The sequence below is a fragment of the Gilliamella sp. wkB292 genome (assembly GCF_001690235.1).
GTDB classification, from domain to species: domain Bacteria; phylum Pseudomonadota; class Gammaproteobacteria; order Enterobacterales; family Orbaceae; genus Gilliamella; species Gilliamella apicola_F.
On record NZ_LZGO01000055.1, the window covers coordinates 108086 to 123214 of the forward strand.

At 36.9% G+C, this 15129-nt stretch carries 13 protein-coding genes and 1 rRNA gene; 10 read left to right on the forward strand and 4 right to left on the reverse strand.

Annotation, left to right across the window (positions count from 1 at the left end; genetic code table 11):
* Position 1 precedes the first annotated feature (1 nt).
* The 8 genes from A9G09_RS06935 to A9G09_RS06970 all read left to right on the forward strand — a co-directional run bounded on the left by A9G09_RS06935 (position 2) and on the right by A9G09_RS06970 (position 9723).
* The gene (locus tag A9G09_RS06935) at positions 2-955 is read left to right on the forward strand and encodes a beta-ketoacyl-ACP synthase III (protein ID WP_065634140.1); all 954 of its coding nucleotides are present in this window, start codon (positions 2-4) and stop codon (positions 953-955) included.
* Positions 956-989: 34 nt separating this feature from the next.
* A complete protein-coding gene (gene fabD, locus A9G09_RS06940) occupies positions 990-1925 on the forward strand; it encodes an ACP S-malonyltransferase (RefSeq protein ID WP_065634141.1) in 936 nt (311 codons plus the stop codon).
* A gap of 18 nt (positions 1926-1943) precedes the next feature.
* Positions 1944-2678, forward strand: a complete 735-nt coding sequence (gene fabG / locus A9G09_RS06945; RefSeq protein WP_065634142.1) for a 3-oxoacyl-ACP reductase FabG — start codon at positions 1944-1946, stop codon at positions 2676-2678.
* 150 nt (positions 2679-2828) lie between these two features.
* A complete protein-coding gene (gene acpP, locus A9G09_RS06950; protein ID WP_025316503.1) occupies positions 2829-3062 on the forward strand; it encodes an acyl carrier protein in 234 nt (77 codons plus the stop codon).
* A 155-nt stretch (positions 3063-3217) separates the two neighbouring features.
* Complete coding sequence (fabF, locus tag A9G09_RS06955; protein ID WP_065634143.1) at positions 3218-4462, forward strand: beta-ketoacyl-ACP synthase II; 1245 nt, start codon at positions 3218-3220, stop codon at positions 4460-4462.
* Positions 4463-4656: 194 nt separating this feature from the next.
* Positions 4657-8136 (forward strand): DNA polymerase III subunit alpha, encoded by a 3480-nt coding sequence (gene dnaE / locus A9G09_RS06960; protein WP_065634144.1) that lies wholly within the window; start codon positions 4657-4659, stop codon positions 8134-8136.
* Between the two features lie 237 nt (positions 8137-8373).
* Complete coding sequence (accA, locus tag A9G09_RS06965; protein WP_065634145.1) at positions 8374-9333, forward strand: acetyl-CoA carboxylase carboxyl transferase subunit alpha; 960 nt, start codon at positions 8374-8376, stop codon at positions 9331-9333.
* A gap of 18 nt (positions 9334-9351) precedes the next feature.
* Positions 9352-9723, forward strand: a complete 372-nt coding sequence (locus tag A9G09_RS06970; protein ID WP_065634146.1) for a diacylglycerol kinase — start codon at positions 9352-9354, stop codon at positions 9721-9723.
* Positions 9724-9798: 75 nt separating this feature from the next.
* On the opposite strand, the gene A9G09_RS06975 is transcribed toward A9G09_RS06970, so the two are convergent.
* Genes A9G09_RS06975 through metK form a run of 4 tightly spaced genes read right to left on the reverse strand, consistent with a single transcriptional unit; the run spans position 9799 to position 12899 of the window.
* Positions 9799-10641, reverse strand: coding sequence for a 23S rRNA (adenine(2030)-N(6))-methyltransferase RlmJ (locus A9G09_RS06975; RefSeq protein ID WP_065634147.1), 843 nt, complete (start codon positions 10639-10641; stop codon positions 9799-9801).
* Entirely contained in the window at positions 10635-11252 is a 618-nt protein-coding gene (locus A9G09_RS06980) for a hypothetical protein (RefSeq protein WP_065634148.1), read from the reverse strand. The genes A9G09_RS06975 and A9G09_RS06980 overlap by 7 nt, the downstream gene beginning before the upstream one ends.
* Before the next feature lie 8 nt (positions 11253-11260).
* Entirely contained in the window at positions 11261-11764 is a 504-nt protein-coding gene (locus A9G09_RS06985; RefSeq protein WP_065634149.1) for a SprT family zinc-dependent metalloprotease, read from the reverse strand.
* Positions 11748-12899 carry a methionine adenosyltransferase gene (gene metK / locus A9G09_RS06990; protein WP_065634150.1) on the reverse strand — a complete coding sequence of 384 codons (1152 nt, stop codon included), beginning with the start codon at positions 12897-12899 and terminating at the stop codon, positions 11748-11750. The genes A9G09_RS06985 and metK overlap by 17 nt, the downstream gene beginning before the upstream one ends.
* Before the next feature lie 199 nt (positions 12900-13098).
* Here metK and murI point away from each other — a divergent pair, with 199 nt between their 5' ends.
* Positions 13099-13926: a glutamate racemase gene (gene murI, locus A9G09_RS06995; protein ID WP_081297507.1), complete on the forward strand. Its 828-nt coding sequence runs from the start codon at positions 13099-13101 to the stop codon at positions 13924-13926.
* A gap of 385 nt (positions 13927-14311) precedes the next feature.
* Positions 14312-15129: ribosomal RNA gene (locus tag A9G09_RS07000) — 16S ribosomal RNA — on the forward strand; the annotation flags it as partial.

The window sequence follows — 15129 nt, forward strand, 5'->3', positions numbered from 1 at the left end:
GATGTATACAAAGATATTAGGAACAGGGAGTTATCTTCCGAAACAGATAAGAACCAATGCTGATCTTGAAAAAATGGTCGATACTAGTGATGAATGGATCACAACACGAACAGGAATAAAAGAACGACGCATTGCAGCACCAGACGAAACAGTAACTTCTATGGCTTATGAAGCGTCTTTAAATGCTATTGAAATGGCAAAGATTGATAAAAATGAGATAGGTATGATTATTGTTGCCACTGCAACTTCAGTAAATGCCTTTCCTAGCTCAGCCACCGAACTGCAAGCAAAATTAGCTATTGGAGATGTCATTGCTTTTGATGTTTCTGCTGCATGTTCGGGGTTCGTCTATGCACTTGATATTGCCGATAAATATATAAAAAGTGGTGCAATTAAATATGCATTAGTGGTTGGTTCGGACATGCTAACTCGTGGCGTCGATCCAACAGATCGTGGAACAATTATCATTTTTGGCGATGGTGCAGGTGCGGTTGTGGTTGGTGCTTCTCAAGAACCAGGCATTATTGCTTCACATCTTCATGCTGATGGTCGTTACGGCGAGTTATTAAAATATCCTTATGTTGATCGCCGTGATATGAATGATCCCGTTTATATGACTATGCAAGGCAATGATGTATTTAAAATTGCTGTCAAAGAACTTTCAAATTTAGTCGATGAATTATTAACAGAAAATTCCTTTAATAAATCCGATTTAGATTGGTTAGTACCACATCAAGCAAATTTACGAATTATTTCAGCCACCGCAAAACGTTTAGATATGGATTTAAGTAAAGTTATTGTCACTTTAGATAAACAAGGCAACACTTCAGCCGCATCAGTCCCATGTGCATTAGATACAGGTGTGCGAGATGGGCGTATTAAGCGAGGCCAACTAATCTTATTAGAAGCTTTTGGTGGCGGTTTTGTTTGGGGCTCTGCGCTCGTTAGATTTTAAACAAAAATTATTTTGAGTATTCAAGGATTTAAAAATGACCAAATTTGCAATGGTTTTTCCAGGACAAGGTTCACAAGCCGTCGGTATGTTAAAAGATCTTGCTGACAATTATCCAATTGTGAAATCTACTTTTGACGAAGCGTCACAAGTATTAGGTTACGATTTATGGGATCTGGTACAACAAGGTCCAGTTGAGGAACTTAACAAAACATGGCAAACACAACCTGCTTTATTAGCTGCTTCAGTTGCTACTTTTAGAGTTTGGCAAAGTGTTAATGGTGCACAACCTGAATTTATGGCAGGACATAGCTTAGGTGAATATTCGGCATTGGTATGTGCTGGCGTGATTGATTTTAAAGATGCAATTAAATTAGTTGAATTGCGTGGCAAACTTATGCAAGAGGCTGTACCAACTGGAACTGGTGCGATGTATGCCATTATCGGTTTAGATAACGATTCGATCCGTAAAGCTTGTGACGAAGCAGCCCAAGGTCAAGTCGTTGCACCTGTCAATTTTAATTCACCAGGGCAAGTTGTTATTGCAGGTAATAAAGAAGCAGTAGAGCGTGCTGGCGTACTTTGCAAAGAAGCAGGTGCTAAACGTGCTTTACCATTAGCTGTTAGTGTTCCTTCCCACTGTGAATTGATGAAGCCCGCAGCCGAAAAATTAGCTATTGCCTTGAATGAAATTACTTTCAACACGCCAAAATTTGCGGTTATTAATAACGTTGATGTTAAGATTGAATCCTCAGCAGAAAAAATTAAAGCCGCATTGATTGCGCAGCTTTATAGCCCAGTTCGTTGGACAGAAACTGTTGAGCAAATGGCTAAACAAGGTGTAACACTATTAGTTGAAATAGGGCCAGGTAAAGTACTAACTGGATTGGCTAAACGTATTGTTGATTCGTTATCAGCATGTGCGGTAAATGATAAAGCGTCATTAGATGTTGCAATAGAAAATACTAAATAGAAGATAAAAGGGGTAGTTATGAACCTATCAGGAAAAATTGCTTTAGTTACTGGTGCAAGTCGCGGGATAGGTAAAGCGATTGCTGAAAAGTTAGTTGCTTGTGGTGCAACCGTTATTGGTACTGCAACAACAGAAAAAGGTGCTGAAGCAATCAGTCAATATTTAGGTACACATGGCAAAGGTTTTGCTTTAAATGTGACTGACGAAGCATCGATTGAATCGGTCATTAATGCTATTAAAACTGAATTTGGTGATATTGATATTTTAGTGAATAATGCTGGTATCACTCGTGATAATTTATTAATGCGAATGAAAGAAGAAGAGTGGCAATCTATTTTAGATACCAATTTAACCTCAGTGTTCCGTCTATCTAAAGCTTTAATGCGATCTATGATGAAAAAACGTTATGGACGAATTATTACAATCGGTTCTGTTGTTGGCACAATGGGTAATGCAGGTCAAGCTAACTATGCGGCAGCTAAAGCAGGATTAATTGGTTTTAGTAAATCATTAGCTCGTGAAGTTGCATCTCGAGGTATTACGGTTAATGTGGTAGCGCCTGGATTCATTGCAACAGATATGACTGAAGCATTAACCGATGAGCAAAAAGCCGTGACGTTAGCACAAGTGCCAGCTGGGCGATTAGGAGAGCCGTCAGAGATAGCCAATGCTGTTGCATTCTTGGCTTCTGATGAAGCATCTTATATTACTGGTGAAACTTTACATGTCAATGGTGGCATGTATATGGTGTAATTGATCAGAATAGTGTAGAATAAGCCAATATTTTGACTTTTTGAGCAAAAAATAAGCAATTGGGTTGAAAAATGATTTGCATCTTTTTCAACATTTTATAAACTTACATTCACCGCCACTTTTGGCGATATTTATAGGAAAAAAAAGAGTATGAGCACTATTGAAGAGCGAGTTAAGAAAATTATTGTTGAGCAACTTGGTGTGAAAGAGGACGAAGTTAAGAATGAATCTTCTTTTGTTGAAGATCTTGGCGCTGACTCTCTTGATACAGTTGAATTAGTTATGGCTTTAGAAGAAGAATTCGATACTGAAATTCCTGATGAAGAAGCTGAAAAAATTACAACTGTACAATCAGCAATTGATTATATTACTGCAAATCAATAAGGTTAGCAGAGTTTTCATAATAGGCGGTCAAATGATCGCCTAGTTTGTATTTGTGTCTTTAATTTTTAGATAAAAATTAATATTCATGTATTGAAAACTCAAAATAAAATTTTCAATGATTCAAATTTCATTTCAATCCTTTTCTGGAGGACAATGTGTCTAAACGCAGAGTTGTTGTCACCGGAATGGGCATGATATCTCCGGTAGGTAATACAGTTGAATCCACTTGGCAAGCACTTTTAGCTGGTCAAAGTGGTGTTGAACTAATAGAACACTTTGATACTGCCCCTTTCGCAACGCGCTTCGCCGCTATGGTTAAAAATTTTAATGGCGAAGATTATAATATTTCACGTAAAGATGCTCGTAAAATGGACTATTTTATCCAATATGGCATTGCTGCTGGTATACAAGCAATGAAAGATGCGGGTATTGAAATTTCGGAAGAAAATGCAGAACGTATTGGTTGTGCTATTGGTTCAGGTATTGGTGGACTTGGATTAATTGAAGAAAATCATAGTGCTTTAATTAATGGTGGTCCGCGTAAAATTAGTCCGTTTTTTGTACCTTCTACCATAGTTAATATGATAGCTGGTCATTTATCGATTATTTATGGATTAAAAGGACCAAGTATTACAATTGCAACTGCTTGTTCTTCAGGTGTACACAATATTGGTCATGCAGCACGTATGATAGCCTATGGTGATGCTGATGGTATGCTTGCTGGCGGTGGTGAAAAAGCGAGTACGCCACTTGGTATTGGTGGTTTTGGTGCAGCGCGCGCATTATCAACTAATAATGATAATCCTAAAGCGGCAAGTCGACCATGGGATAAAGATCGTGATGGTTTTGTACTGGGTGATGGTGCCGGCATTATGTTTTTAGAAGAGTATGAGCATGCCAAAAAACGCGGTGCAAAAATTTATGCAGAAGTTGTTGGCTTTGGTATGAGCGCAGATGCTTATCATATGACTTCACCACCAGAAGATGGTAGTGGTGCAGCATTAGCCATGAAATGTGCGATTCGTGACGCAGGAATAACACCTGAGCAAGTGGGTTATATTAATGCTCATGGTACATCAACGCCAGCTGGTGATAAAGCAGAAACACAAGCAGTTAAAAGTATTTTTAAAGAAAATGCCAACAAAGTAATGGTAAGTTCGACTAAATCAATGATTGGTCATTTACTTGGAGCTGCGGGTGCTGTTGAGTCTATTTTTACGGTATTGGCATTACGCGATCAGGCTGTACCACCAACAATTAATTTAGATAATCCTGATGAAGGCTGTGATCTTGATTATGTACCGCATACCGCTCGTCAGGTCAAAAACTTAGAATATGCACTTTGTAATTCATTTGGTTTTGGCGGAACTAATGGTTCAGTGTTATTTAAGAAAATTTAGTTAATGATTATCCACCGATAAAATAGATTATCGGTGGTATAGTTTTAATTCTTTTCATCGTTCAAAGTTATTAAAAAGATTCTTTCTATTTTTTTCAATTCAAACAAAACATGTTTATAAACAGAAGTAAGAATATTACTATTGCTTGTGATATAATCGCTCACAATTTTTTAGCATAATTATTTCTGATAAATATGACAGAGCCTAAGTTTATTCATCTTCATCTACATAGTGACTTTTCAATGGTTGATGGTATCGCTAAAGTGGGGGCATTGGTTAATGAAGTTAATCAATTGCATATGCCTGCTTTTGCTATTACCGACTTTACCAACCTTTGTGGTTTGGTTAAGTTTTATGGATCTGCGATGGCTAAAGGAATTAAGCCGATTATTGGTGCTGATTTAGCAATTAGAAGCTCACAATTACCGGATGATATTTATCGATTAACTCTACTTGCTGCTAATAATGAAGGTTACAAAAATCTGACATTACTTATCTCTAAAGCTTATGAAAGAGGATATATTGGTGATATGCCAGTTGTTGATCAACAGTGGTTAGCTCAATATCGTACTGGACTTATAATTTTAGCGGGGCGGGAAAGTGATATTGGTATAGGTATTATTCGTAATAATCCGTCTATAATCGATAATGCTATTAATTTTTATCAAGAAAATTTTCATGATCACTTTTATTTTGAGTTAGTTCGTACTAAACGTAACAACGAAGAGTTGTTTATTCATAGCGCGGTAAAACTTGCTGAACAATATATGTTGCCGGTTGTTGCGACCAATGATGTTCGTTTTTTACAACCTTCTGATTTTGAGGCCCATGAAATTCGCGTAGCGATACATGATGGCAATACTCTTGAAGATCCTAATCGTCCTAAAAACTATTCACCAGAACAGTACCTGCGTAGTGAACAGGAAATGTGTGAGTTGTTTTCAGATATTCCTGAAGCTTTAGAAAATAGTGTAGAAATAGCTAAGCGCTGCAATGTGACTATACGTTTGGGTGAATATTTTTTACCTAAATTTCCAACAGGGGATATGTCTACTGAAGATTTTTTAGTCTATAAATCTCGTGAAGGCCTAGAAGAACGGCTAGCGTTTCTTTTTCCTGATCCAGATATTAGAGCACAAAAACGAGCAGAATATGATGAGCGCTTAGAAACCGAACTTAATGTTATTAATCAAATGGGGTTTCCCGGTTATTTTTTGATCGTGATGGAGTTTATTCAATGGTCAAAAGATAATGATATCCCAGTAGGCCCTGGTCGAGGTTCGGGCGCAGGTTCATTAGTGGCTTATGCATTAAAAATAACAGATCTAGATCCGCTAGCCTTTGACTTACTTTTTGAACGTTTTTTAAATCCTGAACGTGTATCAATGCCTGACTTTGATGTCGATTTTTGCATGGAAAAACGTGATTTGGTTATTGATCATGTTGCCGATATGTATGGTCGTGATGCGGTATCTCAAATTATTACATTTGGTACTATGGCGGCTAAAGCAGTTATTCGAGATGTGGGGCGAGTGCTTGGCCATCCTTATGGGTTTGTCGATCGTATTTCTAAATTGATTCCTTTAGATCCAGGTATGACACTGGCTAAAGCATTTGAACTCGAACCACAACTACAAGAATTGTATGATAATAACGAAGAGGTTAAGTCGCTAATTGATATTGCTCGTCAATTAGAAGGTGTGACTCGCAATGCTGGTAAACATGCCGGTGGTGTTGTGATTTCACCAACAAAAATTACCGATTTTTCACCTATTTATTGTGACCCCGAAGGGCATCATCCTGTTACTCAATTTGATAAAAATGATGTTGAATATGCCGGCTTAGTTAAGTTTGATTTCCTTGGATTGCGCACATTAACCATTATTGATTGGGCTATCAAAATGATTAATGAACGTCAAATTCGAGAAGGGAAAGAACTTGTTGATATTACGCGCATTCCTCTTGATGATAAAGACTCTTTTGATTTATTGCTAAAAGCCGAAACAACAGCAGTATTTCAGCTAGAATCGCGTGGCATGAAGGATTTAATTCGGCGCTTAAAACCAGACTGTTTTGAGGATATGATTGCTTTAGTAGCATTATTTCGCCCGGGACCTTTACAGTCAGGAATGGTAGACAATTTTATCGATCGTAAACATGGGCGAGAAGATGTTTCTTATCCCGATATAAAATATCAACATGAGTCATTAAAACCTATTTTAGAGCCAACTTATGGCATTATTTTATATCAAGAACAGGTCATGCAAATAGCACAAACTTTGTCCGGTTATACCTTAGGCGGTGCTGATCTACTGCGCCGTGCTATGGGTAAAAAGAAACCAGAAGAGATGGCTAAACAACGTTCTGTTTTTAAAGAAGGAGCAGAAAAACAAGGCGTGGATGGTGAACTTTCAATGCATATTTTTGATTTGGTTGAAAAGTTTGCTGGTTATGGTTTTAATAAATCACACTCTGCCGCCTATGCACTGGTGTCTTACCAAACATTATGGCTGAAAACCCATTATCCAGCTGAATTCATGGCAGCTGTTATGACAGCAGATATGGATAATACCGATAAAATTGTGGGCTTGGTTGATGAATGCCTACGAATGGGACTAAAAGTTAATCCTCCAGATATTAATAGCGGTTTATACCATTTTCATGTCAATGACAAAGGCGAAATTGTTTATGGTATTGGTGCAATAAAAGGCGTTGGTGAAGGACCAATTGAAGCAATTGTTGAAGCACGAAACAGTGGTGGCTATTTTAAAAATATTTTTGAACTGTGTGCACGTACAGATATGAAAAAAATCAATCGACGTGTACTAGAAAAGCTAACTATGGCCGGTGCTTTTGATAAATTAGGACCGCATCGGGCAGCAATTTTACATAGCATTAGTGATGCCATGCAGGCAGCTGAGCAATATACCAAAGCGCAAAATATTGGCCAAGAAGATATGTTTGGTGTATTAGCACAAGAGCCTGAACAAGTTGAACACGCTTATGCAGCGGTACCAGAGCTACCAGCTCAAGTATTACTTGATGGCGAAAGAGATGCTTTAGGACTTTATCTAACCGGCCATCCGGTTACGCAATATTTGAAAGAACTCAATCGTTATGCAGGTGGCGTACGCATTAGTGAAGCTGCACCAACTGGTTGGGGAAAGACAGCAACTTTCGCAGGAATAGTTGCTGATGCGAGAGTTAGAATTACCAAAAAAGGCAATAAAATTGGTCTGTTTACTTTAGATGATCGTTCTGGTCGGATTGATGGCATGTTATTTGCCGATTCTTTAGAAAAGTTTGGACATCTTTTAGTTAAAGATAAAATTCTGATAGTGTCAGGTCAAGTTAGCCCCGATGATTTTAATGGTGGACTAAAGATGTCTGTTCGCGATATTGTTGATTTGAAAGATGCTCGAGCTAAATATGTTAAGGGCTTGGCTATTACATTAACTGAAGCTGAAGCTAATCGTTCAATATTACAGCGTTTACAACAGATTTTAGAGCCTCATCGACATGGTAGTGTACCGGTTAATCTTTATTATCATCGAGATGATTCGGTCGTTCGAATCCAATTTGGAACAACTTGGCGTATAGTTCCTGAAGATGCTTTAATCGTAGAGTTGAAAACATTACTTGGAAATGAGCGTATTGAATTTGAGTTCGAATAGCCCATATATATCAGTGATGTATTTTTCATCAACAACTCAGAATAAAATTTATATCAATAGAATTAGGTAAAATGATTTTAATATATCTTAAAGCTTACTGAAATAAATATTGGTGACTTTAATGCGTATTACATAGTAGAATTGGCTTAATTTTATCTTAAGAAATAGTCAGTATACTGTATTTAGTAGTGTATTTTTTAGGAAATACAAATAACACAAGAGGCAATCATAATCGTTATGAGCAATTTTTTGGAATTTGAAAAGCCGATAGCGGAATTAGAAGCAAAAATTAATTCCTTAAAGAATATTGATTCACAACAAGTTGAATTAGATATCAATTTAGATAAAGAAATTAAACAGTTAAATCAAAAAAGTCGTGAATTAACTAAAAAAATATTTGCAAACTTGTCCCCTTGGGATGTTGCACAATTAGCTCGGCATCCAAACCGACCTTATACCTTAGATTATATTAAAGAGATTTTCACTGATTTTGATGAATTAGCCGGTGATCGTGCTTATGCTGATGATAAAGCTATTGTAGGTGGAATTGCACGTATTGATGATCGTGCTGTTATGGTTATTGGTCATCAAAAAGGTCGTGAGACCAAGCAAAAAATTTATCGTAATTTTGGTATGCCTGCTCCGGAAGGATATCGTAAGGCACTAAGATTAATGCAATTAGCTGAACGCTTTAAATTACCTATTATTACTTTTATCGATACGCCTGGTGCTTATCCTGGTATTGGTGCGGAAGAACGAGGTCAAGCTGAAGCGATAGCGCGTAACCTACGTGAAATGTCACGTTTAAAAGTGCCAACAATTTGTACTGTAATTGGTGAAGGTGGATCTGGTGGCGCACTTGCTATTGGTGTAGCAGATAAAGTGAATATGCTACAGTACAGTACCTATTCTGTGATTTCTCCTGAAGGCTGCGCTTCTATATTATGGAAAAGCGCAGATAAAGCATCAGTTGCTGCTGAAGCCATGAATATGACAGCTGATAAATTACTTAAATTAAATCTTATTGATTCTATTGTGCCTGAACCTCTTGGTGGTGCGCATCGTGATTATAGTACAGTAGCTACTTCATTGAAAAAGCAGCTACTAAGTGATCTTGACGAGCTGGAAAATATGGATGTATCTGTTTTATTGGAGAGAAGATTTCAAAGGCTAATGAATTACGGATATGTTAGATAATTTTAAATTTGGAATGCTATGATGGAAAAATCGACAGGTTTACAACGTATTTTTAATGCAACTAAATATTCTTTAAAAGGCTTCAAATCGGCTATTAGGTATGAAGCTGCATTTCGGCAAGAATTAATTTTATTAATAGTCGCTTATATTATTGTAATGCTAATCGATTTTTCAATTTATGAACGTATTTTATTACTTGGCTCGATAGGTGTAGTCATGATTGTTGAACTAATTAATAGTGCAATTGAGTGTGTTGTTGATCGTATAGGCAAGGAAAGGCATGAGTTATCAGGTCGAGCTAAAGATTATGGTTCAGCAGCGGTATTTTTATCTCTATTATTAACTATTATTTTATGGATCTATTTATTTGCATGCCATTTTTTTCCATAATTTCAGTTTTAACATTTTCTTTATAATTATTTAAAATGCGAGAAAACCTCGCATTTTGTTTATTAACCCGTCAATTTATTCTGTCACTAATTTTTTAATCAGTATATTGCCCGTTTTATCTGTATCAAGAATATTGGATAGCCACGGTAAGATTGTTTGCATTTGCTCATGCAATTTCCAAGGTGGATTGATGACAATCATGCCTGATGCAGTCATTCCTTTGTGATTGTTATCCGGCCTTAATGCTAGTTCAAATTGCGATATTCGTTTAATTCCTAAATTTACAATTCCATCTATCATTTTTTGGGTTTGTGTTCTTGACACAACCGGATACCAAATCAAATAAACTCCAGTTGCAAAACGTTTATAAGCCTCACAAATTGCTGTTGGAATTTTTTGATAGTCTTCTTTTATTTCGTAAGATGGATCGATTAGAATAATGCCGCGACGTGATTGTGGTGGTAATTTAGATTTTAATTGCAAAAAACCATCTTCACGTAATACCTTAGCGCGCTTATCCTTTGTAAATTCTTGCTTCAATAAAGGATAGTCACTTGGGTGTAATTCAGTTAAATTCAATTTATCTTGTTCTCTTAATAGTTGTTTAGCAATTAAAGGAGAACCTGGATAATATTTCAAAGTATCAAAAGGATTATACCGTTTTAACACTGAAATATACGGAGTAAGAGCCTCTGGTATAACTGTTTGTTGCCAAACTAAATTTATTCCTGATAAATATTCACCCGTTTTTTCAGCATGCTCGCTTTGTAATAAATAACGACCCGCTCCAGAATGCGTATCTAAATATAAAATCGATTTTTCTTTTTCTTTTAACGATTCAAGGCACAAGGTTAAAACAACATGTTTTAACACATCTGCATGATTACCAGCATGATAGCTATGACGATAACTTAACATGATTTACTCAACCTTTTTTGTTCATTTGTTTGCATATAGAAAGTTGTTAATGCTATACAGAGCAGGCAAGGAATCTCCATTAATTCTTCAATCAAATCTTTACGTTCTCGAGTTAATACTAAAAATTCGTGTCCCATACGATGGTGCTCTGCGATATCTGCAATTCCCAAAAAAAGAAATGCGAAAAAGATATGCCAAAAAGGAATACTTTCAAATTTATAACGCCGTGCTATTTCTTTGCGGATTGTTGGTAAGAAAGTCGTCAGTAATGGTATACCCATTACAATAGCTGCAATAATTTTATAATAAAAACGTGGAACGTCAGGATAAAAATCACGCCCCCAACTTATTCCTCGTCCAAAAAGCATAATCCACCAAAAGATTGTCCAAATCCAGAATTTATATAAGGTAGCATGATGTTGTACGCGTTTTGCATAATAAAACGTATAACCACACATAAATAATAAAAAGAGAGATTGTAGGTGTTCAATAAGTGTAACTGTTAACCCATTATATAGAGGAATATAAAAATTACCGAAAATATAAAGAAAAACACCTAAGAGAAGAATAAAAAATGAACTTTTATAAAAATGAAAATCGAGTTTACACATGTAATGGTCTAAATTGGAATAACTTGTTTAAGTATACTACCGCATTTTTGGCATAAATAACTAGTTTTATTGTTTTGGATTTTATTATGTCTGATTTTAGTTAAATGGTGGATTTGGCAATTACAACGGTACATATAGCTATTGCGCTTTATTGTAAAATTATGGGTTACTTTGGGTAATTTACCCAATACTTCAGACATCATATATTGCCACTCTGTGCCATGAGGTTTAACTTTACCAAACGTTTTAAACACTAGTAGATGAGCAAGTTCATGAGGGACGACTTCATCAATAAATGTATCACCATTGTCAGTTAACATTATTGAATTAAGCTGTATTTCCCAGCGTGTCAACAGTGCGCTACCGGCAATACTTCCTTTAACTTTATAAATTACTTTAGGTTCAGGAAATGCGGTGTGTAAAATAAGGCTGGCTTGTCTTAGGTTTTCTCTTAAACAAGCCATGACTTTATTATGTAATGAAATGGGTATTCGTCTATAATCCTGCGGCATCGCGAAGTAATGTAGCTTTATCTGTTTTTTCCCACGGGAAAATATCACGACCAAAATGGCCATAACTAGCAGTTTGTTGATAAATTGGCTGAATCAAATCAAGCATTTGAATCAATCCATAAGGTCTTAAATCAAAAAATTCTTTGATTAAATTCACTATTTTATCATGATCAATCTTTTCTGTGCCAAAAGTATTGACATAAATCGATGTTGGATTTGCAACGCCTATTGCGTAAGATATTTGTAATTCACACTTATCGGCAAGCCCTGCTGCTACAATATTTTTAGCAACGTACCGAGCGGCATATGCAGCTGAACGGTCAACTTTAGATGGATCTTTTCCTGAAAATGCGCCTCCACCATGACGTGCAGCTCCACCATATGTATCGACAATAATCTTACGACCAGTTAATCCACAATCACCCATTGGACCACCGATAACAAATCGGCCTGTTGGATTAATAAAATATTTGGTTCTTGATGTTAACCATTTGGCAGGTAATGTTGGTTTAATGATTTCTTCCATTACTGCTTCTTGTATTGTTTTTTGTTCAATACCTTCGGAATGCTGGGTTGATAAAACTACTGTATCAACTCCTTTTATCTGCCCATCTTGATAAATTAATGTGACTTGGCTTTTAGCATCAGGACGCAACCAAGGCAGCGTGCCATTTTTTCTGACTTCTGCCTGACGACGCATTAAATCATGTGCATAACTAATTGCTGCTGGCATTAGATTTGGCATTTCATTGGTAGCATAGCCGAACATAATGCCTTGATCGCCTGCACCTTGTTCAAGAGGATCTTTTCGATCGACACCTTGATTTATGTCTGGCGATTGTTTACCAATAGCATTAAGTACCGCACATGAATTGGCATCAAAACCCATTTCTGAACTGGTATATCCTATGTCATGAATAGTTTTACGGGTCAACTCTTCAATATCTACCCAAGCAGATGTTGTAATTTCTCCACCAACGAGTGCCATACCTGTCTTTACGTAAGTTTCACAAGCTACTCTTGCTTTGGGATCTTGTTTTAAAATAGCATCAAGCACTGCATCAGATATTTGATCGGCGATTTTATCTGGATGACCTTCTGAAACAGATTCTGAAGTAAATAAAAATTCTGACATGATATACCTTCTTTTAACTTATTAAATGCAATACTTGATATGCGATGAGATGTATTCTGATTTAGCAGTTTTACCATCTAGACGTCTATTTTAATAATTTATGAGTAAAAAAGCCAGTATTACCTTAAATAAAATTACTTGCATAAATTTTTATTCAATTTAGGATAATGTCGATTTAATTTCCTAATCTTTATTTAATATGAGCATAGCGAGACAATCTCCAACAATATTAATATTTGATTCGGGTATCGGTGGGTTATCTGTCTATAATGAAATCTGCAAAAAGATGCCTAATCTACACTATATCTATGCATTTGATAATGAAATGTTTCCTTACGGAGATAAATCAGAACAGTTTCTCATTGATAGAGTAATTAATGTTATTGATAACATTAGCAAATTATATTCTATTGATTTAGCGGTTATTGCTTGTAATACCGCAAGTACTATCTGTTTACCTAGTTTACGTGCTAAATTTTCTTTTCCGATTGTTGGTGTTGTGCCAGCTATTAAACCAGCTAGTAAAATGACTAAAAATAAATGTATAGGGCTGTTAGCAACTAAAGCAACGGTTCAAAGAGCCTATACAAACAATTTGATTAAACAGTTTGCACCTGATTGTAAAGTCGAATTACTTGGACTATCTGAACTAGCACAGATTGCAGAGAATAAACTGCAAGGAGTGGTAGTTAATATGCTGCAACTTAAACAGTTATTACAACCTTGGCTAAGTTTATCGGTTTGTCCTGATACTATTGTATTGGGGTGCACACATTATCCTTTTATCAAAGAAGAGTTGCAGGTAATATTTCCTCACGCTACTTTTATTGATTCTGGTAATGCAATTGCTGTGCGTGTTTATGAATTACTTCATAAAGAAGGTAAATTGATTGATAGTAATTTATCACTAAATAAAGAGAATATTATTGTTAGCACAGCACTTAACCAATATGTCGAAAAATTAACTAGCAAATTAGCTCAATATAATCTTCAAAGATATCAATGCATTAATGTTTTGAGTGTTTAAAGCTTATTCGAACAATTAAAAGATCGTGTTTTTTTGCTTGATAAAAAAAATGAAGTGCCTATAATGCGCATCCACTGACACGGCGTTAGTGAAAAACAAACGAAGAAGGTGTTAGAGAGCAAGATCAAAAATATTGAAAAAAGATCTTGACGAATAAAAAGGTGTAGCGTAGTATACGCAGCCCTTGAGACAGCAAACTAAAACAACAAAATGTTTAGTTAAATTAAAAGCTGTCAGCTCTTTAAAAAGAAGAAACAGACAATCTGTGTGGGCACTTGCGAGACGAAAAATTAAAAGTCTACGGACTCAAAAAATTAAGTCTTGATAAGTGACACTGAAGATTCATTTGAATTATGTCAGAGACAGTTATTGAGCATCAAACTTTAAATTGAAGAGTTTGATCATGGCTCAGATTGAACGCTGGCGGCAGGCTTAACACATGCAAGTCGAACGGTAACATGAGTGCTTGCACTTGATGACGAGTGGCGGACGGGTGAGTAAAGTATGGGGATCTGCCGAATGGAGGGGGACAACAGTTGGAAACGACTGCTAATACCGCATAATGTTGAGAGACCAAAGCATGGGACCTTCGGGCCATGCGCCATTTGATGAACCCATATGGGATTAGCTAGTTGGTGGGGTAAGGGCTCACCAAGGCGACGATCTCTAGCTGGTCTGAGAGGATGACCAGCCACACTGGAACTGAGACACGGTCCAGACTCCTACGGGAGGCAGCAGTGGGGAATATTGCACAATGGGGGGAACCCTGATGCAGCCATGCCGCGTGTATGAAGAAGGCCTTCGGGTTGTAAAGTACTTTCGGTAGTGAGGAAGGTGGTGTATCTAATAGGTGCATCAATTGACGTTAATTACAGAAGAAGCACCGGCTAACTCCGTGCCAGCAGCCGCGGTAATACGGAGGGTGCGAGCGTTAATCGGAATGACTGGGCGTAAAGGGCATGTAGGCGGATAATTAAGTTAGGTGTGAAAGCCCTGGGCTCAACCTAGGAATTGCACTTAAAACTGGTTATCTGGAGTATTGTAGAGGAAGGTAGAATTCCACGTGTAGCGGTGAAATGCGTAGAGATGTGGAGGAATACCGGTGGCGAAGGCGGCCTTCTGGACAGATACTGACGCTGAGATGCGAAAGCGTGGGGAGCAAACAGGATTAGATACCCTGGTAGTCCACGCTGTAAACGATGT